Below are 26,041 nucleotides of genomic sequence, written 5' to 3'. Positions count from 1 at the left end.
GCTGCAGCCGCCACAGTTCGTCCCAACACAGGCGTGACAAGGATTTGCGGCAAAAGTCGTGCCCCGTCCACCACCCGCCCGAAATGTCAGACCCTCCCTTCATGATGAGTACATGGGAAGCGGCACGGCAGCACGGGCGTTTGAGGCGATCGAGGCTGCCTTGTCCGTGCTCCGTGGCGAGGTAGCCAGAGCCGCAAACGGACCGCTCGCACAGAGCGATCCCTTGGCCGCCGTCGCCGATGAATGCCTGGACATCCTGGCCGGAGTGGCCCGCACCGAAGCCCGTGTAGCGGCGCTGAAGGCCGCGGCTGCGGCTGCGTTCGCGGAGTCAGCGCGGTGTATGGCTCCCCCGGACATGCCGGTGCAGGCGCAGGAAATGGCGGTCGCCGCGGAGGTGGGCTGCATCCTTGCCATCGGTGACCGCGCCGCCGGTGCACTTCTGGCACAGTCTTACGCTCTCACCACCTCTCTTCCCCGGACTTTGGAAGCGCTCACGGCGGGTACCATGTCGTGGCAGCACGCCCGCGTCATGGTGGACGAAACTGCCACCCTCAGCTCTGACGCCGCGACCGCATTGGAAGCCCACTTCCTCGACCCGGATGCGCCGAACGCCGCCCGCGGGTGCCCCGCCGGGGAGATGCCGGCGTACCGATTCCGGCACAAGGCCCGCGTCTGGCGCGAACGTCACCACCCGGAGAGCATCGAGAAACGGCATGCAAAGGGCATCGAAGACAGGTGCCTCGAGTTCTCTCCGGAGCAGGACGGCATGGCGCGCTTGTCCGCACGTCTGCCGGCGGACAAGGCCATGGCCATCTGGAACCGCTACACTGCCATCGCCCGAGGGCTCCAGGGACCCAACGAGGAACGCACACTCACCCAGCTTCGCGCGGATCTGTTCGCCGCCGCAGCCCTTCACCGGGGCACCGGCTGCACCGGTTGCTGCGGCCGGAACGGGGCCGGAGTGAACGAGGCCGGGGCCCCACCGAAGGGACTCGCCGATGTGCCGGTTCCCCGCGCGGAAGTGCTGGTCACCGTCCCCGTGTTTTCCCTCCTCGGAGCCACCGACGAACCCGCCATGCTTGACGGCTATGGCCCTATCCCGGCTTCCACGGCACGGGACCTCGTAGCTAATGGAGCCGCTTCGTTCTACCGGGTGCTCGTGGACCCCCGCGACGGCGCGCCGCTGGAAATCGGACGCACCAGCTACCGCCCCGGGAAGGCCATGCGAAGGTGGCTGCGCTTGCGGGACGGCAAGTGCCCCTTCCCTGGGTGCAACAACAATTCCCTGGACAACGAAGCCGATCACCTGCTCGCCTGGCACCAAGGCGGGACCACCGGCATCAGCAACCTTGGCCAACCATGTCCAAAGCACCACCGGTTGCGGCACGTCAGCAGGTGGCGTCCAACGGCTGCATCGAAGAATGAGCCGCCCGGCTGGGTTTCGCCCTCAGGACGCAAATACAGGAGCGAGCACCAGGACTGGGAACCGCCAGAGTTGCCTCCGCCACTGCAGGTGCGCGTTGGCATCCGGACTCAACCAGGCCGCAACGCAATGATGCCGGACAAAGGCACAGTGGACTACTTCCGTCTGCCAAGGTCCCATGTAGAAGAATGCCTGGCCGAGTACCTCGCGGCGCGGTGAGCTCGGTGGTGTTCCGAAGGTTCGTCCCGGGAAACACAATGGACCCCGCACTAAGCCTGCGGGGTCCATTGGAACCGGCTGTTACAGAAGACCTTCAACACGGAACGGCCCCATCAGGCCGAGGCGATGGCTTCCGAGAGGGCGATTACGTGCAGTTCAATGAAGGTTTGCGGCGCACGCAGCCGCCGGTTGAGCCGCAAGGCAGTCGCCTGTATGCCAACCGCATCGTCAGAGCGCATACTTCTTGAGGCCCTGGGGCTCAGTAGAGGTCCTCGTGCGGACCGACGTCACCGCGCCTCTGGGCGACTTTCATGGCCACGCGAACGGCTTTAACCCGAATGTAGTTGAACGTCCTCACGACGTCTCCCGGCGAAGCGTTGCTCTTCTCCAAGGACCATGCAACGAGCCCGTCATACTCCCGGCGCCCCTCTACGTCCTCAGGTGCAGAGCTCTGGGCCAGGGAAGCCATGTAGGCGTCGGCAAGGCTGTGGCAGTGCTCACCCGTGTTGGGGTTCTTTATAAAGCCAGCCTCCATAGCCGCCGCCAGTTCTCCTCTGTAGGGCTCTGAGTTCATTCCTCAGGCGCCTTCTCCGGCGCATCAGCCGTGTCCCGCTTCCGGGACTTGAACAAACCGGCGACTTTTCCGCCCGCAGCACCGGTGGCTCCAGCCAGGGCACCCCCAAGGCCTTTCACCGCGGTAAGCGCCTGCGGCTCATCCGGGATGCCGTCGCCGTCGACGTCCACGGCACGGAAGGGGCGGGACACCGCAGACGCTGCACTCGCGACCCCGGATCCTACGACAGAGGCACCGGTTGCCACCCCTTCTCCAACTGTGCTGGCCGTCCCAGTGATCCAGCTTCCCGTGGACTTCGCGGCATCTTCCAAAGCTGCAAGCGCCCGGTTGGGTTCGGACTCCTGGTCCTCGGCGTCGGACAACTCAATCTGCAAGGCAAGATGAGCCGGGAACTCTGCCGGAGCCTCGGGGAATGCTTTTCGTGCGGACTCCACGACGTCCCTGCCAAACACGAAACGGCTCACGCCGCCTGTCAGCGCACCCACGCCGTATTCGATCGCCGTCTGATGTTTCCCGTTCAAGGTTTCCCGCACGGTGTCCAGTTGGCCCGTTTGGATGGTCCGGACGAGGCTTTGGGCGGCCCCGCTGGGCAACGTATCCGCCAGGGTCGTTGCCCAGTGGGACCAGTCGCCGCCGGCGGCCGCGAATTTTTGGCCAACGCCCACCACGCCGTCGGGAGAAGTCTCCGCCACGTCCTTGGCCATGGTGGCAATTTGTTCCTGGCTAACCCGCTCGTTGGTTAGCCCGTAGACCAAAGCGTGGGCCTGGTCCTGGTCCAGGGCCTTCCCGTGGATGTCGGCCAGGGCAAGCCCAAAAATTGCCGTTAGCTCGAACTGGAGCTGCTGATCCCCTGCCGGGAGCAGTGCCGCGATCCGGTTGGCGCCGCTTTTCGCCGCGCCCATGGCCATGTTCTTCGCGGCCACCTTAGCCGCTTCCTTGGCGGTTACCTGCACCGTCTTCTTAGCGGCCTGTTTCCCAGCCGTCTTCAGACCGGTTGCCGCGACGCTGCCACCCGGGATAAACGAGATTCCCACTTCAGCCGCGATCGACCCCGCAGTGATAGCAGCCCCTGCGGCTGTGATCGACGTGCTGTAGTGACGTTCGAGCAACCTGATCACTTCCGCGGGTGTCGCGTCTGGACGCCGGCGACGAATTCGCATGACGTACTTGCGTGCGATTGAGTGACGCGCACTGACCGCCTTCGCGATGTCTGCGTTGGCGTCTTCATCATCCAACTGGGTCTCCAGCGTGACAGCTTCGCTTTCGGTCATTTACGTTGTCCCCCTCTAAACCACAGGCTCAACCCTGAGCCTTTCTATAAACGCTGCAATTCGGTTCGCGGGCAGAGGAGCCCAGGGCTCCCCCGCCGCGCCGTCATCAGTGTCCCGCACGACGCGGCAGGATCTTGCTCGCCACGCTGCGCGGACCTCCGCCGGTCAGATCGCACGGGCGGAAGTGAGCTTATCCCGGGATTTGGATCCGTGCGGCCTCCTGCAGCAGCGGATCGGAAATCATGACGGTGGCGGTTCCCGGCGCAATATCGAAGGCAACGTTGCCCCGCGCCTTGTCGCCAGGCAGAACCTCGCCTGAGCCCAGCTGGTTATCGGCGAACATGCTCATGTCCGCCTTACGCCCGTTGGCATCCTTTGCCGAGAAGTAGAGCGGGTTGGAGCTCGTCTTGCCGGATTCCGTTTCCCAGAGCACATCCAGGAGCAGGTAGGTGCCGTTCTTGGGCGGTGTAGCGAACGCACCGGTGGTGACAGAGTCGGTGCGTACGGCGGACACGACAGTGATCCTGGCGACGTTGCCGTTGCGCATCTTCACGGAAAACGGGACGCCGACAGTAGGTGCCGCGGGAGCAGCCGGAGCGGACGACGGCGGGGCTGCCGCCGCCGGGGCGGCAGGCGCAGCGGCAACCGGCACGGATGCTTCGGCAGACGCTGAAGTGGAGGCGATCGGGCTGGACTCCGCCGCCGGATTGCTGCCGCCAGAGCAGGAACCCAGGAGAATGCCCACCAAAAGCACACCTGCAGGGACAACGAAGCGCTTCTTGTTGTAGAACGGGCGCTTGGCGGGTGCCGGAACTGCCGGCTGGGTCGGAAATGCAAAGTTCTGGTCAGTCATGGTGATGCCTTTCGAGAGCGTGCGCGGTGATGCTGCGGTTGTTACTGCTTTTCCCATTTGCCACAGCGGGTTGAGTTGAAGTCCTGGCCCGGGGACAGGGTGACGACTGGGCGTCCGCCGCCGGGGATGTCGTTTTCGATGATCTTGCTGCCGTTGGTGCCGGACTGGTAGATGCCCCAGTAGCAGGTGGATCCGACGGCGGCCGCGGCGCGGTACGTTCCGGGTTCGATGTCGGAGCCCACGGTCCAGGTGCCGTCGCCAACGGTGTTGGCTGCCTTGGCCTTCTCGGCGCCGGTTACTGCGTCCTCCCGTTTCTTGACGGCGGCCTCGGCGGCCTTCACGGCCGCATCGGCTTTGGACACTTCGGCTTCACGGGCCGCGACGGTGGACTCACGTCCGGTGATGCCGCTCTGCAGGGTGTCGTACTTACCCTTAAGGGAGGCGTAGCTGGAAAGCGCTGCGTCGCGCTCAGTTTCAACGGTGGACTTTTCGCCCGCGAGGGACTTGTATGCCGGGCTCGCAGTCGGGTCCGGCAGCACCGTTCCGACAGCAACGCCGCAGGCAACAAGTACGACGGCGGCGCCCGCCACAAGGACGCGCTTCTTCCGTCGGGGCTTCGCTGCCGGAGCAGCCTGGCGGCTTGCGGGATCCGTAAAGACTTCCTCAATGGACGTCTCTGGCGACCCGGAAACCGGGCCGGGGTGATCGGTGCTCATGTCTCTTCCTTCGTTCGTGGATGACCGCTGAACGGCGGCGGGATCCTGCTCTCCCAATGTGCGGTTTCCCGCCGCCGCCGCAGCTCCGGAAGATTCCTTCGTGGCTGCAGATCGAACGTATGTCCCTCCCACAAAGCCTCTTAGAGAAGAAGCTGATAACCCCCCTTATCAGTCGAGAAGGTGTGATGTCTGGGGACGCCGTTAGGCTGATGGAACAATCACGACTGAGGGGGGCTGTAAATGGAAGCAACCGGCACGGCATTGCACATGACACTGTCCGACGTCGCCGCCCTGGCCCAGGTGCAGCGCCCGGTCGTCTCAATGTGGCGCAGGCGAAGCAGCGGCGGCCCGGTGCCTTTTCCCGCAGCTACGGAACAAGTCAACGGCGTCGAGCTGTTCGACGCTGGCGAAATCACCGCCTGGCTCCACGCCACCGGGCGGGGAAACAACCCCGAGGCAAGGAACGACGTCGCCGTTTTTGCCCGCCTGGCCGACCCCGTATCGGCAGCGGCCCGGGACGGCCGGCAGACGTTTGATGGCCTCACCTCGCTGCTCGCGCTCAAGGTCATCAGCGGACAGAGCCTTGGCCACATGAGTGCAGCCCAGATTCTGGACGCCGCCGACGAAGCGGACCCCGACGACGTCTTCCTCTATTCCGAGCTCGAGGCGCTTGGCTCCGCCCTTCCGGGGCTGGCCAGTTTCGCGGACAGACTGGCGGACAGCGCGTTCAGTGCCCCCGCAGCTTTCGAAAAACTGCTGGCACACCGGTTCAAGGAAGGCCTCCGCGACCAGTCGGACACCGCACTCACGGACGCTGCCCTCAAGCTCGTCGGCGCAGCAGCCACGGAACTCGCAGCCACGCTGGACGGCAGACCCGTCTACGTGGACTCGACCCCGGGCGGGAGCGACGTCATGCTTAGCATTGCGCAGCAGAGCGGGGAAACAACGGCGGTCACCTTCCTGGCAGCTGACCACGACGGCGGGGCGTCGCGGCTTGCCCGCAGGCGCCTGGCAGTGCATGGCACAGACAACGCGCCGGTGAAGCTCGACTCCAACGGCGCGTTCGCGGTCAGCGGTCCCGCGGTGCACGTGGCGCAGTATCCTGCACCGGGAGGTCCTGCGGTGGATACGGCAGGCGTCCTGCTCGGCATTGAGAACATCGTGCTGCAGATGGACGACTCCCAACGGGCCGTCATCATTGCTCCCGCCCGGGTACTCTGTGACGCACTGACCGGGGAGGCAGGGAAACTCCGCTCCGATCTGCTGCGCTCGGGCCGCGTTCGGGCCATCGTCCGGCTGCAGCCGGGACTGTTGCGAGCCAAGCCCAGGGAACCGCAGGCGCTGTGGGTCCTGGGGCCGTCGTTTGCCAACGTTCCCATCGCGGACCGCTGGACCATGGTCGCCGATCTGACCACCACCGCGCTGACCCTCGATGTGAGCCAAGACCTGATCAGCGACATTGTCGCCTCCATGGGTGACAGGGCCACCATCCGCGCCCACTCCTTCCGGTTTGCGCGGCTAGTGCAGACCCGCGTCCTGCTGGCCAGGCGCGGGGCACTGGTGAGTGTCCCACCGGCCAGGAGTTCGACGGCGGCGCGCGGCATCGAGACGGCGCTTCGGATCGAGGAACTCGTCAGGGTCCTCTCCGCCGGAGCGGCCGATCCGCCTGCACTGCCGACGGTCCAGCCCGCGGCGGTCGACGGTCCGCTCCTGCCCGCAACGGTCCAAGAGCTTATCAATACCGGCAACCTCAGGTACGTGAAGGGTGTCCGCCTTGAGGAGGCCGACCTCAACGGCCGGGCCGGGAGCAGGATCGTTGGCCGCGAGGAACTGATGGATCCGCACAACTCAAAGCCGCGGTACATCACCCTGCTGGACTTCGCCGCCAAGTACCCCACCGGGCGCCTGACCGAACCGGGAGATGTTGTCTTCTGTACCAGCCCGCGTCCCGCCGCGATGGTCGACGCGGAGGGAGGCGCCGTCGTCGTCTTCCCTGCCCGGGTCCTGCGGATAGACCGCGGTGACCCCGGCGGCCTGGTGCCGGACGTCGTGGCTGCGGACATCAACTCACGGCCGCCAGCCGACAAGACCTGGCGGAACTGGCAGCTGCGCCGGACCCAGGACCGCCAGCGACAGCCGCTCGCCACAGCGCTGGAAACGCTGCAACACGAGCAGGCACGCGCCCGGGAACGACTCAATCAACTGGAAGAACTCGCTACCCTGATTACGGACGGCGTAGCGGGCGGAAGCCTCACCCTGACAGACCTAATTACCCACGCCGGACCAGAAGGAACTGCATAATGCCCCCGAAAGTGAAGGTGGACCTCGCCCCGTCCACCATGAAGGAACTCAAGGACACGCTCTGGAAGGCGGCGGACAAGCTCCGCGGCTCGATGGATGCCTCGCAGTACAAGGACGTGATCCTGGGGCTGGTGTTCCTGAAGTATGTGTCGGACGCGTTCGAGGAGCGGCGCGGACAGATCCAGGCTGAGCTGGAGGCGGAGGGGCTCAACGAGGAGCAGATCGCCCAGCTGATCGACGACGTGGACGAGTACACCGGCCGCGGCGTGTTCTGGGTATCGCCCCGGGCGCGCTGGACCTACCTGGCGGAGCACGCAAAGGGCCTGGATGCGGTGGACGGTGCGGCGCCAAAGTCCGTCGGGCTGCTGATTGATGAGGCGATGGAGCTCATCATGGCAGACAACAAGCCCCTGGCCGCCACGCTTCCCAAGATCTACAACAGGGACAATGTGGACCAGCGCCGGCTGGGCGAACTGCTGGACCTGTTCAACTCGGCGCGGTTCACCGGCCAGGGCGCCAGCAAGGCTCGCGACCTGCTGGGCGAGGTGTACGAGTACTTCCTGGAGAAGTTCGCCAAGGCCGAGGGCAAGCGCGGCGGCGAGTTCTACACGCCCGCCGGCGTGGTGCGCGTGCTGGTGGAGGTGCTGGAGCCGCACCGCGGACGGGTGTATGACCCGTGCTGTGGCTCTGGCGGCATGTTCGTCCAGGCCGAAAAGTTCCTGGCCGCACACCACCTGGAGGGCTCGGACATTTCCGTCTACGGCCAGGAGCTCAACGAGCGCACCTGGCGGATGGCCAAGATGAACCTGGCCATCCACGGCCTCAACGCCAACCTCGCCTCGCGCTGGGGCGACACGTTCGCGCGCGACCAGCACCCGGAGCTGACCGGGAACAACGGCGCGGACTTCATCATGGCCAACCCGCCGTTCAACATCAAGGACTGGGCCCGGTCCGAGTCCGACCCGCGGTGGAAGTACGGCGTGCCGCCGGCCGGCAACGCCAACTATGCGTGGATCCAGCACATCATCTCCAAGCTGGCGCCCGGCGGCAGCGCAGGCGTGGTCATGGCCAACGGCTCCATGTCCTCCAACTCCGGCGGCGAGGGCGAGATCCGCGCCCAGCTGGTGGAGGCCGACCTGGTCTCCTGCATGGTGGCACTGCCCACCCAGCTGTTCCGCAGCACCGGCATCCCGGTGTGCACCTGGTTTTTCGCAAAGGACAAGACCGCCGGCACGCGCGGCTCGGTGGACCGCACCGGCCAGGTGCTCTTCATCGACGCCCGGAACCTGGGCTACATGGTGGACCGCGCCGAGCGCGCCCTGTCCGACGACGACATCGCCAAGATCGCCAATACCTACCACGCCTGGCGCGGCACAGCTTCCGCGGTTGAGGCAGGGCTGACGTACGACGACGAGGCGGGCTTCTGCTATTCGGCCAGCCTTGCGGAGGTCAAGGCTGCGGACTACGCACTGACTCCCGGACGGTACGTTGGCGCGGCCGAGGTGGAGGACGACGGCGAGCCGATCGAGGAGAAGATCGCGCGGCTTTCGAAGGAACTGTTGGAGCAGTTCGAGGAGTCGGAGCGGCTGGCGACTGTTGTGCGCGAACAGTTGGGGAGGGTTCTGTGAGCGGCTGGCGAGAGACAACGTTGGGTGCTCTCTGCGCTGAAGGCGGTGGAGGAATCCAAACTGGCCCGTTCGGAAGCCAACTGCATGCGTCAGACTACGTTCTTGATGGCATACCCAGTGTTATGCCGCAGAACATCGGTGACAACTTCATTCATGAAGAGGGCATCGCTCGAATTCAAGAAGCAGATGCGCTGAGACTTGCCAAGTACCGCATGCGAAAGGGCGACATAGTTTATTCGCGGCGTGGGGACGTCGAAAAACGCGCTCTTGTTCGAGAGAACAATGAAGGATGGCTCTGCGGCACCGGTTGTCTCCGTGTACGGCTCGGCGAACAGTCTGACCATGATCCAGCATTTGTCTCGTATCTTCTGGGCACCGAAGAAACTCGCGCATGGATTGTTCGCCATGCCGTAGGTGCAACCATGCCCAACCTCAACACGTCCATACTTTCCGCCGTGCCGTTAGTGATCCCTGAGCCTGCCGTGCAACAAGCAGTCGCGGAGGTTCTGGCAGCATTCGACGACAAGATCGTCGCCAACACTAGGCTCGCCCAGACCCTCGACGAGTATTTGATGTCCCGGTGGACCGCACTGTCACTGAGCGAAACTTTAGAGCGGGTCAAGCTGGATGGATTGGTCCAGGACGTAATTGGAGGAGACTGGGGCACCTCGGAACTCGCTGATCCGAGCACGGAAGAGGTATTGTGCATCCGTGGTGCCGACATCACCGATCTTCAGATGTCCGGCCTTGGCAGCATGCCCCGAAGGTTCATCAAGCCGAACAGTCTCCGGCGGAGGCAACTCGCGAATCTGGACCTAGTAGTGGAGATGTCGGGTGGAAGCCCCACCCAATCGACAGGACGGGCTGTCCTGATAACAGATGCCTTGCTCAACCGCTTGAACTTGCCATTGAGCAGCTCCAATTTCTGCAGAATTGTTCGTCTCGGCAACGCCAAGAACGCATATGTCGTCTATGCACTCTTGCGCGACAGTTGGAGTAGAGGCGAGTTCTTCCAGTACGAAAACGGATCTACCGGCATCAAAAACCTGGCATTCTCTGATTATTGCGCTGCGAAGGAGGTGCCGATGCCCTCGGACGTGGAGCTCAACGACTTTAATCAATTTGCAGGTGGCGTTTTCTTGACAATGCAGTCAATCGGAGAAGAGTCGGCTCATCTCATAAGAACCCGTGACACCCTCCTTCCCCAGCTCATGTCCGGCAAGCTCCGGATCAAGGACGCGGAGAAAGTCCTGGAGAACGCCGGGGTGTAAACGTGCAGCGCGATTAATGGGCAGCCGGGGATCGCCGTCCGAAGCCTGAGTAAGCTGAACAACAAATCGATTTTGGGGGAATCACCGTGACAGCACCGTCAGTAACGTTTTCTGAAGCCGATTGGGAGGGCGCCGCGAAGGAGCGGCTCGGCGAGCTGGACTGGAGGCCACTGGAAGGCCAGGCAATCGCGCCCGGCAGCGGGGAACGCGAGTCTTGGGCCGAGCTTCTGATCCGGCCCCGGCTCCTCGCCGCCCTCCAGCGCCTCAACGCGGCAGTCCCTGCACAGTATCTGCAGCAGGCCCTGGCGGAAATCGCATCACCCAAGTCGAACGATCCGATGGCCGAGAACCACCGCATCCACAACTGCCTCGTCGACGGCTACCGGCTGACCTACATCGACTCGGACGGCAACGAAGCCAACCCGACCATCCGGCTGCTCAGCCAGGCGCCCGACCAGAACGACTGGCTCGCCGTCAACCAGGTCACGCTGGTGCAGGGCGACTACAAACGGCGCTTCGACGTCGTGCTCTATTGCAACGGCATGCCCGTCAGCATCATCGAACTCAAGAAGGCCGGCAGCGCCCACGCCGACCTCCCCGGCGCCCACGCCCAGCTCCAGACCTACCTCCGCGAATTCCCCATGGCATTCCGCTTCTGCGTCTTCACGCTCGCCAGCGACGGGATCCAGGCCAAATACGGAACGCCATTCACCAACTTTAATCACTTCTCACCCTGGAACGTTGACGACGACGGCGTCCCCGTTCCCCAGGGTTATATGGTCGATGGCGACGCGGTCACCGCCCTCGACACCGCCCTGGACGGCCTCTACAACCAAGAACGCTTCCTGCAGCTCGTCCGGAACTTCACGGCCTTCGATCAGGGGTCGGGCGGTCTCGCCAAACGCATCGCCAAGCCGCACCAGTACTACGCCGTGACCAAAGCGGTGGCGAGCACAATCCAGGCGGTCGAAAGCAATGGCAAGGCCGGTGTTGTCTGGCACACCCAGGGTTCGGGGAAGTCCATGGAGATGGAACTGTACGCCAACATGGTGGCCCGCCAGCCGAAGCTGAAGAACCCCACCGTCGTGGTCATCACCGACCGGAACGAACTGGACGGCCAGCTGTTCGAGGGCTTCGACCGGAGCCTCCTCCTCGCTGAATCTCCAAAGCAGATCAGGAAACGCTCAGAACTGCGCGACGAGCTGAGCAACCGCACCACCGGCGGCATCTACTTCACCACGCTGCAGAAGTTCGGCCGCAGCAAATCTGAAAAGGACGCCGGCGCCGACCACCCGCTGCTGTCCGACAGGCGCAACATCATCGTGGTGGTGGACGAGGCACACCGCTCGCACTACGACGATCTGGACGGCTACGCCCGTCACCTGCGTGACGCACTCCCCCACGCCACGTTGATCGCCTTTACGGGTACACCGATTTCCTTCGACGACCGAAACACCCAGGACGTCTTCGGCGACTACATCGACATCTACGACCTGTCCCGGGCGGTGGAAGACGGCGCCACCGTTCCCGTGTATTTCGAGCCGCGGCTGATCAAGGTGGGACTTTCCGAAGGCGTCACGGAAGAGGACCTGGACAAGTCAGCCGACGAACTGACGCTCGGGCTCGACGATACGGAACGTGCGCGCATTGAGGCGAGTGTCGCCGTCGTCAACGCTGTTTATGGTGCGCCGCAGCGTATTGCTGCGCTGGCGGAAGACCTGGTGGCGCACTGGGAGAACCGGCGTGAGCGGATGGGCAAGTTCATCGAGGCGCCGGGCAAGGCGATGATCGTGGGCGGGACGCGGGAGATCTGCGCAAAGCTGTACGCCGCGATTGTGGAACTGCGCCCGGACTGGCATTCAGACGACCTGTCGAAGGGCAGGATCAAGGTGGTGTACTCGGGCGACGCGACCGATGTGCCGCCGGTGTCCGACCATGTGCGCCGGGATTCTCTGAATGCCCAGGTAAAGGAGCGGCTCAAGAACGTCGACGACGAGCTGGAGCTGGTGATCGTCAAGGACATGATGCTCACCGGCTATGACTCACCTCCGCTGCACACCCTGTACCTGGACCGTCCGCTCAAGGGCGCGCTGCTGATGCAGACGCTCGCGCGGGTGAACCGCACGTTCCGCGGCAAAGAGGACGGGCTGCTGGTGGCGTACGCGCCGCTGGCGGAGAACCTGGCGAAGGCGCTGGGCGAGTACACGCAGTCGGACCGGGCGAACAAGCCGGTGGGCAAGAACATCGACGAGGCTGTAGGCCTGACGGTGTCCCTCGTGGGGACGTTGCGGTCTTTGCTGGCTGGCTACGACTGGAAAGCCGTGCTGATGAAGGGCGGACCTAAGTCGTTCCTCAACGCCGTGACCGGCGCGGTCAGTTACCTGCGGAATCCTGCCACTCCCGGCAACCAGCCTGCTGAAGGCGAAGAGTCACTCGCCGCGAAGTACCGCAAATTTTCCGGGCAGCTGTCCCGGGCGTGGGCGCTGTGCTCGGGTTCCGAAACGTTGGCCGAGCTGCGTCCTGAGATACAGGTGTACGAGGAAATCCGGGTGTGGATGGCGAAGTACGACGCCGCGGACAGGCAGGCCAGCGGTGAACCTGTGCCGGAGGAGATCCAGCGGCTGCTGGGGAACCTCATTGCTTCCGCCACATCCTCTGGTGAAGTACTCGACATCTACGACGCCGCCGGAATGCCCAAACCGTCGTTGGATGACCTGACACCGGAGTTTATTGCGAAGACGCAGCAGGCTCGGAACCCGCAGCTGGCCATTGAGGCACTGAGGAAACTGATTGCCGATGAATCTGCCTCTTCCACACGGAACAACGTGATCCGGCAACGTGCTTTCTCGGAACGGATCACCGAGCTGATGAGGAAGTACACGAACCAGCAGCTGACGTCAGCCGAAGTCATCGCGGAGCTGGTGGAGTTGGCCCGTGAGGTGGCCGCAGAGGGTAAGCGTGGTGAGCAGTTCACTCCCCCGCTGAACTCCGACGAGCTGGCCTTCTACGACGCTGTGGCGCAGAACGAGTCGGCCGTGGAGGTCCAGGGCGAGGGCGTTCTGGCTGACATCGCCCGGGAGCTGGTTTCGGTGATGCGGCGGGACGTCCGGACCGACTGGACGGTGCGCGATGACGTCCGGGCTAAGCTCCGCTCCTCCATTAAGCGACTTCTCGTGCGTTTCGGCTATCCGCCGGACAAACGGCCGGAAGCCATCAAGCTGGTCATGGAACAGATGGAGTCCATGGCACCACGGTTTGTTGAGGCACGAATTTAGTTACCAAATTTTTCTACCACACAGCAGAAAGCCCGAGATGTAAGGACATCTCGGGCTTTCGCTTTTTCGTGTCCCGGGCCCATTTGGAACTTCAAATGGGCCCGGGGGACAAATAGGCGGCCCAGCGAAAGGCACGGAAGAGGCTCCGTCCCGCGTCTCCACCGGAGAACTTCAGCCGTTCTGAGCGGCCGGTAGACGAATTGCAGACTCAGCAGGATCCAACGGCTCGAGATCAAATTTCTTGCGAAGTGGCAGTAGCACCGGTTCAACTTCAAGCTTCATTGACAGAGACTGCAGAGATTCCCGCACGTAAGGATGTAACGCCATCAGCCCAACGCGTTCAATGAATTCTTGTCGCACGCTCTGCCCAACCTCAATAGGACCCGGAAACGCGAAAGTCATCCCCACGTCCACGGTAAAGCGAGCATCTTCTGCGTAAATCTGGAGACGCTGGCGTACCTCTGCAACCTCCTTCGATGACTCCAATCGAAAGTAAACCTGCGCCTTCATGTCGAGCGAATCGTTTCCGTCCGAAGGCTCATCAGTGTCTGGGAGGTTCTCCACGTCCTGCCATTCATCATCAAGACCCGCATCGCTGCGAACTCCCCGTAACTCGTAGTACGTCATGCCAGCCAATTCCGAGTCATCAACCATTGTCTGAAGATCGTGGTAGACAGTAACGTTTCCAGCGCGCAACGCTGAGGTCTTAGGCACTCTGCATCCGCCCCTGTTCGAGCTGCTCGCTTGTCCATGGTTCCGGAGCAAAGCTGCTCCGCTGCCGTACACTCCCGCCGGAGTGCACCTTGAAGTCCGTCCATCCTTGAGTCTGGTGGTAACGGCTGTTACGAGCCTTTACATGCACGACCAGTTCAGCATCAACAGCTCTCGCGTAACGCTGTAGCGTAAACAACGTAGGGTTGCCCCCGAGCCTCTCGAACTCTGACACCGTTGACTGCGACGTTCCCATCATCTTTGCCAAGTCTTTTTGCTTTATGTGAAGGTGCTTCCTTCGTCGAACCAACTGAAGAATCGTATCGGTTAGCGTACGTGCATCCCTCTGCGCCTGTGCCACTTCGGGGTTCTCTACATTAATACCGAGTGCTTCCAAAAGGTTGCCCATAGTCGTCTCCCTTCTCGGTCAACTAACTATCGGATAAAACCGATACGGTGTCAATTCAACCCCCGGAGATGGCTGTAACTCTTCAGGCGCTGCTTGGCGAGGGCCACGGACTCAGTCTGCCGTTGCTTGGTCTTACGAAAAAATGTCAAAGCCAGCAGCACCAACCCCCCATCCACCTCCGCATAGGCCATCCGGTAGGACCTGTGATCAAGCTGGAGCACGAACTCGAGGACACCGTCGCCCAGAGGCTTGACGTCCTTCTTTAAAGTTTCGTCGCGCGCGATTCGATCCATCAGATCCTCGAGCCGCGCCAGTTCCGCAGCTGACATCTTCTGCTTTGCAATTTCCTTGAGGACGGGACTTCTGGCGTCCCCCAATTTGAAGTAGTCCCACCGCTTCATTTACCCCCGACTCCTGACCTTCCCTCGCGTCCCAGCCCCCGCCCACGAAGCGGACCTGCGCTGTCGACTCGCTGCCCATAGCCGCCATCCAAAGACACTAGGTGCTGCACTCGCGGGCCACCAGGAGCTTGGCTGCCGAGCCTCGAATGATTGCCAGTTGTTCCAAGGTTGCGGATTTTCATGAGCGAGACCAAGCCTTAGAAGTCCCAGTCCTCATCCTCGGTGTTGACGGCCTTGCCGATCACGTAGGACGAACCGGACCCGGAGAAGAAGTCGTGGTTCTCGTCAGCGTTCGGGGACAGGGCGGAGAGAATGGCCGGGTTCACGTCAGTGACGGACGCCGGGAACATGGCCTCGTAGCCCAGGTTCATCAGGGCCTTGTTGGCGTTGTAGTGCAGGAACTTCTTGACGTCTTCGGCCAGGCCCACGCCGTCGTAGAGGTCGTGGGTGTACTGCACCTCGTTCTCGTACAGCTCGAACAGCAGCTCGAACGTGTAGTCCTTGATTTCCTGGCGCTTCTCCTCGGAAACCCTCTCCAGGCCCTTCTGGAACTTGTAGCCGATGTAGTAGCCGTGCACTGCCTCATCGCGGATGATCAGACGGATCAGGTCGGCCGTGTTCGTCAGCTTGGCGCGTGAGGACCAATACATGGGCAGGTAGAAGCCCGAGTAGAACAGGAAGCTCTCCAGCAGCGTGGAGGCCACCTTCCGCTTCAGGGGGTCGTCACCCTGATAGTAGTCCATCACGATCTGCGCCTTCTTCTGAAGGTTCTCGTTCTCGGTGGACCAGCGGAACGCCTCGTCGATCTCCTTGGTGGAGGCCAGCGTGGAGAAGATCGAGGAATAGCTCTTGGCGTGCACCGACTCCATGAACGCGATGTTCGTGTACACGGCCTCCTCGTGCGGGGTCAGCGCATCCGGAATCAGGGAAACGGCACCAACGGTGCCCTGAATGGTGTCCAGCAGGGTCAGTCCGGTGAAGACGCGCATGGTGAGCTGCTGCTCGGCAGGCGTCAGCGTGTTCCAGGACTGGACGTCGTTGGACAGCGGCACCTTCTCCGGCAGCCAGAAATTGTTGACCAGGCGGTTCCAGACGTCGACGTCCTTGTCGTCCTGGATGCGGTTCCAGTTGATGGCCTCGACGTGGCTAAGCAGCTTGACCTTCTCGGTCATGTCATCCCCTAAGCGTTGGGTGGGTTTCACTAAGTTAAAGCGTACGACGGCGGGCGGGCGCCCGCCGTCGTACTGTCGCGTTGGTTGAAGCTACAGCATGCAGCTGACGCAGCCCTCAACCTCGGTCCCTTCCAGCGCGAGCTGGCGGAGACGGATGTAGTAGATGGTCTTGATGCCCTTCTTCCAGGCGTAGATCTGGGCCTTGTTGATGTCGCGCGTGGTGGCGGTGTCCTTGAAGAACAGCGTCAGCGAGAGGCCCTGGTCCACGTGCTGGGTGGCGGCGGCGTAGGTGTCGATGACCTTCTCATAGCCGATCTCGTACGCGTCCTGGTAGTACTCCAGGTTGTCGTTCGTCAGGTACGGCGCCGGGTAGTACACGCGGCCCAGCTTGCCTTCCTTGCGGATCTCGATCTTGGACGCCACCGGGTGGATCGAGGAGGTGGAGTTGTTGATGTAGGAGATCGAGCCGGTGGGCGGAACGGCCTGCAGGTTCTGGTTGTAGATGCCGTGCTCCATGACGGAGGCCTTCAGCTCGCGCCAGTCAGCCTGCGTGGGGATGTGCACGTCCTTGAAGAGCTCGCGGACCTTTTCGGTCTGCGGCACCCATTCCTGCTCCGTGTACTTATCGAAGAACTCGCCCGAGGCGTACTTGGACTTCTCGAAGCCGCCGAACGTTTGGCCGGTTTCGATGGCCAGCAGGTTGGAGGCGCGCACCGCGTGGTACACCACCGAGTAGAAGTAGATGTTGGTGAAGTCCAGGCCCTCTTCGGAGCCGTAGTGGACCCGCTCCCGCGCCAGGTAGCCGTGGAGGTTCATCTGGCCCAGGCCGATGGCGTGGCTCTGGTCGTTGCCCTTGGCGATGGACGGCACCGAGGTGATGTTGGACATGTCCGAGACGGCAGAGAGGGACCGGATGGCCGTCTCGATGGTCAGGCCGAAGTCCGGCGAGTCCATGGTCTTGGCGATGTTCAGCGAGCCCAGGTTGCAGGAGATGTCCTTGCCGGTGTCGGCGTAGGACAGGTCATCGTTATACGTGGTCGGCTGGGAAACCTGGAGGATCTCCGAGCACAGGTTGGACATGATGATCTTGCCGTCGATCGGGTTGGCCCGGTTCACGGTGTCTTCGAACATGATGTACGGGTAGCCGGATTCGAACTGGATCTCGGCGAGGGTCTGGAAGAACTCGCGCGCCTTGATCTTGGTCTTCTTGATCCGGGAATCGTCCACCATCTCGTAGTACTTCTCGGTGACCGAGACGTCGGAGAAGGGCATGCCGTAGACGCGCTCCACATCGTAGGGCGAGAACAGGTACATGTCCTCGTCCTTCTTGGCCAGCTCAAACGTGATGTCCGGGATGACGACGCCCAGGGACAGGGTCTTGATGCGGATCTTCTCGTCCGCGTTCTCGCGCTTGGTGTCCAGGAACCGGTAGATGTCCGGGTGGTGCGCGTGCAGGTACACGGCACCGGCACCCTGGCGCGCACCAAGCTGGTTGGCGTAGGAGAAGCTGTCTTCGAGGAGCTTCATCACGGGGATGACGCCGGAGGACTGGTTCTCGATCTGCTTGATGGGCGCACCCACCTCGCGGATGTTGGTCAGTGCGAACGCCACACCGCCGCCGCGCTTGGACAGCTGCAGTGCGGAGTTGATGGAGCGGCCGATCGACTCCATGTTGTCTTCGATGCGGAGCAGGAAGCAGGAGACCAGCTCGCCGCGCTGCTTCTTGCCGGCGTTCAGGAAGGTGGGGGTGGCCGGCTGGAAACGGCCGTCGATGATCTCGTCCACCATCTGCATGGCCAGCTGTTCGTTGCCGCGCGCCAGGTGCAGGGCCACCATGCAGACGCGGTCCTCATAGCGCTCAAGGAAGCGCTTGCCGTCGAACGTCTTGAGCGTGTACGAAGTGTAGAACTTGAAGGCGCCCAGGAAGGTCTCGAAGCGGAACTTCTTCTTGTAGGCACGGTTGAACAGGTCACGGATGAAGTTCATCGTGTACTGGTCCAGCGTCTCGCGCTCGTAGTACTGGTTCTTCACCAGGTAATCGAGCTTCTCTTCCAGGTCGTGGAAGAACACGGTGTTGTTGTTAACGTGCTGCAGGAAGTACTGGTGGGCGGCCTCGCGGTCAGCCTCGAACTGGATTTCGCCATTGGGACCATAAAGGTTCAGCATGGCGTTCAGCTCGTGATAACCCAAGCCCTTGTAGGCAGCCGGCATCTCAGGCTTCTGGGCCCTGGTTACTTCTGTGTCTGCGACAGTCGTGTCCAAAACGTGTCCAATCCTTGGTTGACCCGGGTGACGTCTTCCGGCGTTCCCATGAGTTCGAATCGATAGAGGTGGGGTACCTGGCATTTGGCGGCGATGATGTCCGCGGCCATGCAGTAGTTTTCCCCGAAGTTTGTATTGCCGGCGCCGATGACGCCGCGGAGCAGTTGCCTGTTCTGCGGGTTATTCAGGAACCGGATGACCTGCTTGGGAACGGACCCCTCTCCCCCGGTGCCGCCGTAGGTCGGCACCACCAGCACGAACGGCCGGGTGGCGAGGAGGGGTGCGTCCTTTGGATACAACGGGATCCGGGCCATCTCACGGCCAAGCTTCGCGACGAAGCGGCTGGTGTTCTCGGATGCCGAGGAAAAATAGATGAGCTGGCTGTCCGTGACAACCTGCTCCGGCTGGTGGTGCGAAGTGGCCGGCGGGGACACCTCCACGCGCTGAGCCGCGTGGTGTTGCGAAGCGCTTCGCTGTGCTGTTGGTGCTGCCATGGGAGTCACCTCAGCTGGTTGTTGGTTGCCGGCAGGAAAAGCGGAACTCCTAGGCCACGGAGGAAACGGCCGACAGCGCGAGTTCCTCGATCTTGTCGGGGCGGAAGCCTGACCAGTGGTCCTGGTCGGTGACCACAACGGGAGCCTGCATGTAGCCCAATGCCTTCAGGCGCTCGAGTGCCTCGGCGTCCTGGGAGATGTCAACGCTCTGGTAGGTGATGCCCTTCTTGTCGAGCGCGCGGTAAGTGGCGTTGCACTGAACACAAGCAGGCTTCGTGTATACCGTTACGGTCATTGTCCCTGTCCCCTTAGTTGAACTCTTTTGCTGGGCCGGTGTCCCCGTCCAGCTGTATGTAGATACTACATGTAGTGCAGACGCCTCTTTGGAACCCCAAGATGATGTATTACAAGTATGTCATTTAATGCACCGTTAATCCACAGGCGGGGACCGGAAAAATGCCCGTGATCCCGGGTTTTTTGCGGGCTGGGTCCACAACCTGTGGATGGGGTTGCACACTTTTGCACAGTGCGCGTGTCGTGATTTCCCGGCGTGTCGCCCTGCGTGCCCCGACGCCGAAGAAGGGTCCCTCATCACTACATGTAGTGATGAGGGACCCTTCGATCAAGCACCTCGGCCGACGATTTCCTTCGCTTCTACCTGCTGGCGGGATTGAGCCGGGCGATGGCTGTGGACAACACAGTGGCGAAACTGCACCATGCCGCGTACGGAGCCAGCGATGCTCCGGCAACCCGGTTCAACCGGTACGTCCGCCGCACCAGGTCCGCGCTGCTGGCCGCCAATACCGCCGCCTCGGCAGCGGCCAGCCACGGCCGGCGGGAGCGCCAGAAGAACCAGCTCCATGAAGCGTTGAGCAGCAGGTTGGCGGCCAGCGCACCCCGGTAGGCGCGCAGTTCCCGGCTGTGGTCGTTCCTGACCGGCCCCGGACTGTCGGCACGGTCCAGTTCAGCAGCCCGGTCCAACGCCACGGCGGACGTCACGGCCAGGTCCGCGTACAGTGCCGTCCACACCACGGGAAAGGCAATCGCGGGCGGCTGCCAGTCCGGCTTGCGCAGCTTCAGGTACCAGCCACTCCGGGGGTCCGTCGCAACACCGCCCGCCGCGGCGGTGGCCACCGTCGCCGCGGTGGTCCATGCGAGCGTCTTCAGTTTCATGCGTCCTCCTGTCCCCGCTGGATACACGGTGAAACCTACAGCTGCGCCTCCCGGCGGTCCAGCACAATCTGCTGGACGTCCAGGTAGCCGGACTGGAACCCGGCGCGCGAGTAGCAGAGGTAGAACAGCCACATCCGCTGGAACACGGCGTCGAAGCCCAGGTCCCCTACCTCGCGGGAGCGGGCGAGGAACCGTTCCTCCCACAGCCGCAGGGTGGCTGCGTAGTGGTCGCCCATGCCCATCCGCTCCCGCACGCGCAGGGTGGTGTGCTGCTGGGTCACGCCCTCGATGGCCCGGACGGACGGCAGGAAGCCGCCGGGGAAGATGTATTTGTGCACCCACGTGTAGGCGTTGCGGGTGGCGAGCATGCGCCCGTGCGGCATGGTGATCGCCTGGATGGCCACCTTTCCGCCCGGGGCCAGGACGCGGTCGATCGTCTGGAAGTAGATGGGCCAGTACTCGTACCCCACGGCCTCGATCATCTCGACCGACACGACGGCGTCGTACTCCCCTTCCACGGCACGGTAGTCCTGCAGGGCCACCGTCACGCGGTCCGCGAACCCGGCCGCCGCAATGCGTTCCTGCGCCAGCGCCTGCTGCTCGCTGGACAGCGTGACGCTGTAGACGGTGGCACCACGGGCAGCGGCACGCAGGGCAAGCTCGCCCCAGCCGGTACCAATTTCCAGCAGCCGGGTACCGTCGCCCACCCCGGTTTTGTCCAGCAACCGGTCGATCTTGGCCTGCTGGGCCTCCGCCAGGGAGTCCCACGCCACCTCGGACAGCGGCCCGGCCCCGCCGGGAAACAGCGCCGACGAGTAGCTCATGGTGGAGTCCAGGAAGTTGGAAAACAAATCGTTGGACAGGTCGTAGTGCCGCGAAATGTTGCTGCGGGTGTTCTGCTCGGCGTTGCGCTCCTGTCGGGGCGTCCGCGGCAGGTACAGCGAGCGCAGCTTCTGCAGCGGCACGGGGATGAGCGTGTCCACGGAGGCGGCGAAGACTTCCAGCACCGCGGCCAGGTCGGAGGCTTCCCAGTCTCCGGCCATGAAGGACTCGCCCAGTCCGATCAGCCCGTTGTCGCCGATCCGGGCTTCGAATGCCGCGGGCCGCACCATGGTCATTACGGGAGCGTCCGGGCCGCCCATCCCCAGGACCGAACCGTCAGGGTATTCGACGCGCAGCGGCAGCCGCCTGACCGCGCCCTTGAACATCAGGCCTGCAGCCTTCCCTGCCACGTCGGCCTTGAGGCCCGACGGCGGCTGGGCAACACCGGGCCACAGGTCAGGATCGATGGTGGCCGGCGCAGCGGGGACACCACCGGCGGTCCAGGCTGCGGGCGAGTGGGTGGCGGCCGGCCCGTGGGTCTTGTTGTCGACGGAAGCTGAAGCAGTTCCGTTGTCGTCAGTCATTGTCATTGAACTGCCTCCTGTGAGGGGTGATGTGGTCTGGCAACGACGGGCAGGCGTCTTGCCCAGAGTTTAACGCCCTGGACCCGGATCAGGGCGGATACCAGCAGCGGCGCGGCAGGCACTGTCAGTGCCGCCGCAAGGATGTTGGGGACGGTGGCGGCCCGGCGCCTGCCGTCCATGGTGGCCACGAAGGGACGGTGCCCTTCGCGCTCCAGGATGATGGACACCGCGAGCCTGTCCCCGGGCGCTGGGACTTTCATCCTGTACTGCCCGTCGACGTCATTGAACGGCGACACATAGAACGCCTTCGGCACCGAGGCGCGGCCGCCGGGATCGGTCCGCAGCAAATAGCAATGCCGCTCCCCGTAGGTGTTGTGGACCTCGGCCACCACGCACTGGAGTTCCCCGCTGGAGCGGTAGCACCAGAACAGGGTGAGCGGATTGAAGACGTACCCAAAAACCCTGGCGCTGGTCAGCATGTGGATGGCGCCGCCGTCGGGCTCCATGCCCTGGGTCCGCAGGAACCGCTCCACGTTGGAGCGGATGTCCGCGTCCGGATCGCCCAGGTGGTCACCGGCCCGGAACACCGCCAGGGGCCGGAGCAGGAGGGGAAGCCGCGGAAGGTGGTCCACGTCCACGAACCAGCTGTAGCTCCGGTAAGTGAAGGCATTCTTCAACGGGGTGCGCCGCACATGGGAAATGGAGGTGCGGTAGATCGAGGCGTCCATGGTCACACAGGTTCTGCGGACAGCAGTTCCCGCTCCCCCTCGCCGGTGGAGTCTGCGGAATCGGCGGCGCGGGCCACCGGCCAGGTGCGGCCCAGCTTCTCAGCAGCCCGCACCCCGGAGAGGGCGCCGTCCTCGTGGAAGCCCCAGCCAAGGAACGCCCCGGCGTACGCGATCCTGCCGTCGCTCAGCGCGGCGATGGCCTGCTGGGCCTTCAGGGATTCAGGGGTGTACTGCGGGTGTTCGTACACCATCCGTTCCAGCACGGCGCTGTCGGAGATGAGCCCGGACTCGCCCAGGCTCACCAGGTAGGGCCTCCCGTCCACGGGCTCGAGCCGCTGCAGCCGTGTGAGGTCGTAGCTCACCAGGACCTTGTCCGGGCGGGCGTCGCACGCCGGAAGCCGGTAGTTCCAGGACGCCTTGGCGTTGTCCGCCGCCGGCAGGACAGCGGGGTCCTGGTGGAACACGGTGTGGTTCACCGAGTATGGCATCCCACCCAGCGCCTCCTTCTCCTCCGGGGTGGCATCGGCCAGGAAGCCGAGTGCCTGGGCAGGATGGGTGGCGATCACGACTGCGTCGAAGTCTTCCAGCCCGCCTGCCGTTGCGAGCTCCACGCCCTCGGGCAGGCGCCGGATGGCGGTGACGGGAGTGTTGAGGCGCACGTCGGGGAGCGTGGCGGCAAGTTTTTCGACGTATCGTGCCGAGCCGCCTGTCACGGTGCGCCACTGCGGTGAGCCCTTGATGCCGAGCATCCCGTGGTGGCCGAGGAACGTGAAGAGGTAGCGCGCCGGATACGCGAGTGCGGTGGTGGGATCGCATGACCAGACAGCGCTGACCACCGGGGTCATGAAGTGGGAAATGAAGTAACTGCTGAATTTTTCCCGCGCCAGGAACTCCCCCAGCGTCAGTTCGGGGACGTCAACTTCGCCGCTGACGGCCGACGGCGCCGCGGTCCTGAGCAGTTCCCTCGCCTTCCGGTAGAAACGGGTGACCTCAAGCAGCATCAGCAGGTAGCGGCCGCGCAGCAGGCTGGAGGGCTTGGCAATGATGCCGCGGGCGCCGTCGCGGGCGCCGGCGTATTCCAGGCCGCAGCCGTCGCAGCGGATGGACATGCTCATCTCCGAATCCTGGGTCTCGACGCCAAGTTCCGCGAAGAGCCGCAGCAGGGTGGGATACGTCCGTTCGTTGTGCACGATAAACCCGGTATCCACGCCGATGACGCTTCCGTCGGCCTGGGGCATGTCATGGGTGTGGGCATGGCCGCCCAGGCGTGAATCGGCCTCGAACAGGGTGACGTCGTCCTGCCTGTTCAGTACGTAGGCGGCGGTCAGTCCGGCCACCCCGCTGCCGATCACGGCGACGCGCCGCCGGCCGCCTGCACTTACTGCTGGGTCAAGTGACACTTCAGGCTCCTCTGCTGAACATTGCCGCTGTTCTGGTTATACAGAGGGCTATTCGGCGCGGTCGCGGCGGCGGATGGGTGCAGTACTGTGAACTGGTGGTAAATCCCGTGCACCTGAAGACCCTCCTGGAGGTCACGCGGCTGGGCTCGTTCGCTGCGGCAGCCGCAACGCTTGGCTACACGGCCTCCGCCGTGTCGCAGCAGATGTCCGCGCTGGAGCGGGAAACGGGCGTCACCCTCTTCCAGCGGTCGGCGCGCGCCGTGATCCCTACGGAAGCCGCCGTCGTCATGACCCGGCACGCCGCCAAGGTGCTCACGGACATCGAAGCGCTGATGGCCGCCGCCTCACGGACGCAGGACACCGGGAGCCAGGAACTGCGGCTGGGCATCTTCCCCAGCCTGGCCACGTATGTCCTGCCGCGGATCCTGAAGAATCCGGCGTGGAAGAGGCTGGGGATCGACCTGCGGGTCTCCGTCGCGGAACCGGGCCAGACCATCCAGGGGCTGCGCACCGGTGGCGACCTGGACCTGGCGGTGGTGTTCCAGGTGGGCCAGACCGGCTTCGCGTGGCCCAACACGATCAACCGGCAATGGATCGGCGACGATGATTTCCGGGTGGTCCTGCCCGCCGGGTGGGGCTTCCGTGCCGATGCGAAGGTCGCGGCCGACCACCTGTCGGAGATGCCCTGGATCATGCATCATCCGGGCACCAGCGACGCCATGGTGATCGAGCGGCTGTTTGCCGGCTGCAACCTGCACCCCCGGGTGGTGGCGCACAGCGATGACTTCCACGCCAGCCTGGAGATGGCAGCCGCCGGCTTGGGCGCCGCCCTGGTTCCCGAACTGGCGCTCCGGAACAAACCCGCTGGCGTGGTGGTGCTGGACGTGCCGGAAATCCGGCTGGCCCGGAACGTCTTTGCGCTGCTGATCAATGACCGGAAAACCGCCAGGGTGCAGCTTTTCGTAGACCTGCTGGCCGAGACTCTCGCCGGGATGCGCACCGCGGTGAATTAGGCGCGAACGCTGGAATGGTCTGCCCTTCGGGTCTATGTTGAGACTATGAACAAGGTAGCGAGCCAGCACTTTGGGGAGATTGAGCTCAACCACGGCATGGATCATCTCTTCGCCGCCAAACATGAGCTGCGCGGCCATCCGCTGGAACTCGACCTGAAAATCAACGCCCACGACCACTTCGATGAAGCCGCACTGCGCAAGGTCGAATACCGGCTCCGTTTCCTGCCCGAACTGGTGGACGAGGTCCGGGGAATGATTGCCGAGGAGCTGGAGCAGGACGGCACCAGTCCGCAGGAATACCTGCACTTCCACTGCAACGCGCTCAAGGACGAACAACTGCATAAGGTCTTCGGCGTCCAGGACCGGAGCCAGCTCACCAACGAGGTGTTCCTCAAAGCCCTGAAGCTGGGGCATGTAGCCATCTACCCCGGGCAGCCGGAACGCTACTTCGTCCTGGACTTCACCCTCGGGGAGCACTTCACCGATGAGATCCTGGTGGCATCCGCTGACCAGGACGGCGTGGTGGACGACGAAATCGTCTGGGAGTCCTGAAGGGGATAATCTCCGGGGCGTTTGACCCTGGTGCTGCCGCGCTGCCGGTCCCAGCATAGGAGTTATGCAAGAGATCAGAACCGGTACGTGGCGGCTCGCTGCGTCGCTGATACTCGCCGGCGTGCTGGCATCAATATTCGCCGGCGTGTTCCACGCTGAGTCCCACGACGCCAACGACCACGTGGCCTCCTTCACTGCATACGCCAACAGCGGCATCTGGACCGCCGTGCATCTGGGCCAGTTCCTGGGGATGGCCTTGGTGTGCGCTGGACTCGTTTCCCTATGGGCAGCAAGTGGCGCGCAGCGCCACGCCATGACCTGGGTTGCCCGGTTTGGCGCCCTGGCCGCCGCTGCCGCCCTGGCACTCTATGCCGCCCTGCAGGCAGTGGACGGCGTGGCCCTGAAGCAAGCGGTGGATGCATGGGCCGCAGCTCCGGAACCCGAAAAGGCAGCCCGGTTCGCCACGGCCGAAGGCATCCGCTGGCTGGAGTGGGGAATGCGCAGCTACCACAGCTTCCTGCTGGGAGCCGCGCTGGTACTGCTGGGCGTTGTTGTGGTGGCCATGCACCGTGTTCCCCGGATCATCGGATTACTGATGGCGCTGTCCGGAATGGGCTATTTGGCGCAGGGGTGGATCATCGGCGAAACAGGGTTCTCGGGTGCCAACTCGGTGCCAACTTTGGTTGCTATCGTGGCGATCGTCGCCGCGAGTGTATGGCTGTTCATCACCGCCGTGCGGATGAAGGACACCACGACGGCGGCGGCCCACCCAAGGTGACCCGCCGCCGT

Annotated in this window: 23 protein-coding genes; 8 read left to right on the top strand and 15 right to left on the bottom strand. The window is 63.5% G+C overall.

The annotated features are described in order from the left end of the window. The first annotated feature begins 112 nt into the window (after positions 1–112). The gene (locus NIBR502771_RS13945) at positions 113–1,642 is read left to right on the top strand and encodes an HNH endonuclease signature motif containing protein (RefSeq protein ID WP_141160265.1); all 1,530 of its coding nucleotides are present in this window, start codon (positions 113–115) and stop codon (positions 1,640–1,642) included. Positions 1,643–1,901: 259 nt separating this feature from the next. Here the strand turns inward: NIBR502771_RS13945 and NIBR502771_RS13940 are convergent, their stop codons facing one another. From NIBR502771_RS13940 to NIBR502771_RS13925, 4 genes are all read right to left on the bottom strand, one after another. Then, the gene (locus NIBR502771_RS13940) at positions 1,902–2,216 is read right to left on the bottom strand and encodes a hypothetical protein (RefSeq protein WP_141160264.1); all 315 of its coding nucleotides are present in this window, start codon (positions 2,214–2,216) and stop codon (positions 1,902–1,904) included. Continuing rightward, positions 2,213–3,487 carry a hypothetical protein gene (locus NIBR502771_RS13935; RefSeq protein ID WP_141160263.1) on the bottom strand — a complete coding sequence of 425 codons (1,275 nt, stop codon included), beginning with the start codon at positions 3,485–3,487 and terminating at the stop codon, positions 2,213–2,215. The genes NIBR502771_RS13940 and NIBR502771_RS13935 overlap by 4 nt, the downstream gene beginning before the upstream one ends. Positions 3,488–3,677: 190 nt before the next feature. Further along, a complete protein-coding gene (locus tag NIBR502771_RS13930) occupies positions 3,678–4,340 on the bottom strand; it encodes a DUF4352 domain-containing protein (protein WP_141160262.1) in 663 nt (220 codons plus the stop codon). 41 nt (positions 4,341–4,381) lie between these two features. Continuing rightward, positions 4,382–5,056, bottom strand: a complete 675-nt coding sequence (locus NIBR502771_RS13925) for a hypothetical protein (RefSeq protein ID WP_141160261.1) — start codon at positions 5,054–5,056, stop codon at positions 4,382–4,384. Between the two features lie 240 nt (positions 5,057–5,296). Here NIBR502771_RS13925 and NIBR502771_RS13920 point away from each other — a divergent pair, with 240 nt between their 5' ends. From NIBR502771_RS13920 to NIBR502771_RS13905, 4 genes are all read left to right on the top strand, one after another. Then, a complete protein-coding gene (locus NIBR502771_RS13920) occupies positions 5,297–7,357 on the top strand; it encodes a hypothetical protein (protein WP_246839670.1) in 2,061 nt (686 codons plus the stop codon). Next, positions 7,357–8,985, top strand: coding sequence for a class I SAM-dependent DNA methyltransferase (locus tag NIBR502771_RS13915; RefSeq protein ID WP_141160260.1), 1,629 nt, complete (start codon positions 7,357–7,359; stop codon positions 8,983–8,985). Before NIBR502771_RS13920 ends, NIBR502771_RS13915 begins: the two co-directional genes overlap by 1 nt. Before the next feature lie 122 nt (positions 8,986–9,107). Next, positions 9,108–10,256: a restriction endonuclease subunit S gene (locus NIBR502771_RS13910; RefSeq protein ID WP_210411225.1), complete on the top strand. Its 1,149-nt coding sequence runs from the start codon at positions 9,108–9,110 to the stop codon at positions 10,254–10,256. A gap of 86 nt (positions 10,257–10,342) precedes the next feature. Then, positions 10,343–13,531: a type I restriction endonuclease subunit R gene (locus NIBR502771_RS13905; protein ID WP_141160258.1), complete on the top strand. Its 3,189-nt coding sequence runs from the start codon at positions 10,343–10,345 to the stop codon at positions 13,529–13,531. A gap of 171 nt (positions 13,532–13,702) precedes the next feature. On the opposite strand, the gene NIBR502771_RS13900 is transcribed toward NIBR502771_RS13905, so the two are convergent. The 11 genes from NIBR502771_RS13900 to NIBR502771_RS13850 form a co-directional block, all read right to left on the bottom strand. Continuing rightward, a complete protein-coding gene (locus NIBR502771_RS13900; protein ID WP_141160257.1) occupies positions 13,703–14,185 on the bottom strand; it encodes a hypothetical protein in 483 nt (160 codons plus the stop codon). A gap of 52 nt (positions 14,186–14,237) precedes the next feature. After that, positions 14,238–14,498, bottom strand: coding sequence for a helix-turn-helix domain-containing protein (locus tag NIBR502771_RS21240; RefSeq protein ID WP_371706654.1), 261 nt, complete (start codon positions 14,496–14,498; stop codon positions 14,238–14,240). 203 nt (positions 14,499–14,701) lie between these two features. Continuing rightward, positions 14,702–15,052, bottom strand: a complete 351-nt coding sequence (locus NIBR502771_RS13890; RefSeq protein ID WP_141160255.1) for a type II toxin-antitoxin system RelE/ParE family toxin — start codon at positions 15,050–15,052, stop codon at positions 14,702–14,704. Positions 15,053–15,249: 197 nt separating this feature from the next. Beyond that, entirely contained in the window at positions 15,250–16,224 is a 975-nt protein-coding gene (gene nrdF / locus NIBR502771_RS13885) for a class 1b ribonucleoside-diphosphate reductase subunit beta (RefSeq protein ID WP_056079660.1), read from the bottom strand. Between the two features lie 90 nt (positions 16,225–16,314). Further along, positions 16,315–18,435, bottom strand: a complete 2,121-nt coding sequence (gene nrdE / locus NIBR502771_RS13880) for a class 1b ribonucleoside-diphosphate reductase subunit alpha (protein WP_141161561.1) — start codon at positions 18,433–18,435, stop codon at positions 16,315–16,317. A 20-nt stretch (positions 18,436–18,455) separates the two neighbouring features. Next, complete coding sequence (gene nrdI, locus NIBR502771_RS13875) at positions 18,456–18,926, bottom strand: class Ib ribonucleoside-diphosphate reductase assembly flavoprotein NrdI (RefSeq protein WP_141161562.1); 471 nt, start codon at positions 18,924–18,926, stop codon at positions 18,456–18,458. A gap of 103 nt (positions 18,927–19,029) precedes the next feature. Next, entirely contained in the window at positions 19,030–19,275 is a 246-nt protein-coding gene (gene nrdH / locus NIBR502771_RS13870) for a glutaredoxin-like protein NrdH (protein ID WP_013601222.1), read from the bottom strand. Between the two features lie 359 nt (positions 19,276–19,634). Beyond that, positions 19,635–20,153 carry a TspO/MBR family protein gene (locus NIBR502771_RS13865; RefSeq protein ID WP_141160254.1) on the bottom strand — a complete coding sequence of 173 codons (519 nt, stop codon included), beginning with the start codon at positions 20,151–20,153 and terminating at the stop codon, positions 19,635–19,637. 35 nt (positions 20,154–20,188) lie between these two features. Continuing rightward, positions 20,189–21,565, bottom strand: a complete 1,377-nt coding sequence (locus tag NIBR502771_RS13860) for a class I SAM-dependent methyltransferase (protein WP_210411224.1) — start codon at positions 21,563–21,565, stop codon at positions 20,189–20,191. Beyond that, positions 21,562–22,293: a DUF1365 domain-containing protein gene (locus NIBR502771_RS13855; RefSeq protein WP_141160253.1), complete on the bottom strand. Its 732-nt coding sequence runs from the start codon at positions 22,291–22,293 to the stop codon at positions 21,562–21,564. The genes NIBR502771_RS13860 and NIBR502771_RS13855 overlap by 4 nt, the downstream gene beginning before the upstream one ends. Next, a complete protein-coding gene (locus tag NIBR502771_RS13850; RefSeq protein ID WP_141160252.1) occupies positions 22,290–23,687 on the bottom strand; it encodes an NAD(P)/FAD-dependent oxidoreductase in 1,398 nt (465 codons plus the stop codon). Before NIBR502771_RS13850 ends, NIBR502771_RS13855 begins: the two co-directional genes overlap by 4 nt. Before the next feature lie 95 nt (positions 23,688–23,782). Here NIBR502771_RS13850 and NIBR502771_RS13845 point away from each other — a divergent pair, with 95 nt between their 5' ends. From NIBR502771_RS13845 to NIBR502771_RS13835, 3 genes are all read left to right on the top strand, one after another. Further along, positions 23,783–24,700, top strand: coding sequence for a LysR family transcriptional regulator (locus NIBR502771_RS13845; protein ID WP_141160251.1), 918 nt, complete (start codon positions 23,783–23,785; stop codon positions 24,698–24,700). 45 nt (positions 24,701–24,745) lie between these two features. Beyond that, the gene (locus tag NIBR502771_RS13840) at positions 24,746–25,252 is read left to right on the top strand and encodes a DUF2004 domain-containing protein (protein WP_141160250.1); all 507 of its coding nucleotides are present in this window, start codon (positions 24,746–24,748) and stop codon (positions 25,250–25,252) included. A gap of 64 nt (positions 25,253–25,316) precedes the next feature. Further along, positions 25,317–26,030, top strand: coding sequence for a DUF4386 family protein (locus NIBR502771_RS13835; RefSeq protein ID WP_168225745.1), 714 nt, complete (start codon positions 25,317–25,319; stop codon positions 26,028–26,030). Positions 26,031–26,041: the final 11 nt, after the last annotated feature.

Source organism: Pseudarthrobacter sp. NIBRBAC000502771, from assembly GCF_006517215.1.
GTDB lineage: Bacteria > Actinomycetota > Actinomycetes > Actinomycetales > Micrococcaceae > Arthrobacter > Arthrobacter niigatensis.
This window is presented reverse-complemented; position numbering and strand designations above follow the sequence as displayed.

Coding starts and splice junctions, on each gene's coding strand:
- NIBR502771_RS13945 (WP_141160265.1), top strand. CDS start 113: ATGGGAAGCGGCACGGCAGCACGGGCGTTTGAGGCGATCGAGGCTGCC.
- NIBR502771_RS13940 (WP_141160264.1), bottom strand. CDS start 2,216: ATGAACTCAGAGCCCTACAGAGGAGAACTGGCGGCGGCTATGGAGGCT.
- NIBR502771_RS13935 (WP_141160263.1), bottom strand. CDS start 3,487: ATGACCGAAAGCGAAGCTGTCACGCTGGAGACCCAGTTGGATGATGAA.
- NIBR502771_RS13930 (WP_141160262.1), bottom strand. CDS start 4,340: ATGACTGACCAGAACTTTGCATTTCCGACCCAGCCGGCAGTTCCGGCA.
- NIBR502771_RS13925 (WP_141160261.1), bottom strand. CDS start 5,056: ATGAGCACCGATCACCCCGGCCCGGTTTCCGGGTCGCCAGAGACGTCC.
- NIBR502771_RS13920 (WP_246839670.1), top strand. CDS start 5,297: ATGGAAGCAACCGGCACGGCATTGCACATGACACTGTCCGACGTCGCC.
- NIBR502771_RS13915 (WP_141160260.1), top strand. CDS start 7,357: ATGCCCCCGAAAGTGAAGGTGGACCTCGCCCCGTCCACCATGAAGGAA.
- NIBR502771_RS13910 (WP_210411225.1), top strand. CDS start 9,108: ATGCCGCAGAACATCGGTGACAACTTCATTCATGAAGAGGGCATCGCT.
- NIBR502771_RS13900 (WP_141160257.1), bottom strand. CDS start 14,185: ATGGTTGATGACTCGGAATTGGCTGGCATGACGTACTACGAGTTACGG.
- NIBR502771_RS21240 (WP_371706654.1), bottom strand. CDS start 14,498: ATGGGAACGTCGCAGTCAACGGTGTCAGAGTTCGAGAGGCTCGGGGGC.
- NIBR502771_RS13890 (WP_141160255.1), bottom strand. CDS start 15,052: ATGAAGCGGTGGGACTACTTCAAATTGGGGGACGCCAGAAGTCCCGTC.
- nrdF (WP_056079660.1), bottom strand. CDS start 16,224: ATGACCGAGAAGGTCAAGCTGCTTAGCCACGTCGAGGCCATCAACTGG.
- nrdE (WP_141161561.1), bottom strand. CDS start 18,435: ATGCCGGCTGCCTACAAGGGCTTGGGTTATCACGAGCTGAACGCCATG.
- nrdH (WP_013601222.1), bottom strand. CDS start 19,275: ATGACCGTAACGGTATACACGAAGCCTGCTTGTGTTCAGTGCAACGCC.
- NIBR502771_RS13865 (WP_141160254.1), bottom strand. CDS start 20,153: ATGAAACTGAAGACGCTCGCATGGACCACCGCGGCGACGGTGGCCACC.
- NIBR502771_RS13860 (WP_210411224.1), bottom strand. CDS start 21,565: ATGACAATGACTGACGACAACGGAACTGCTTCAGCTTCCGTCGACAAC.
- NIBR502771_RS13840 (WP_141160250.1), top strand. CDS start 24,746: ATGAACAAGGTAGCGAGCCAGCACTTTGGGGAGATTGAGCTCAACCAC.
- NIBR502771_RS13835 (WP_168225745.1), top strand. CDS start 25,317: ATGCAAGAGATCAGAACCGGTACGTGGCGGCTCGCTGCGTCGCTGATA.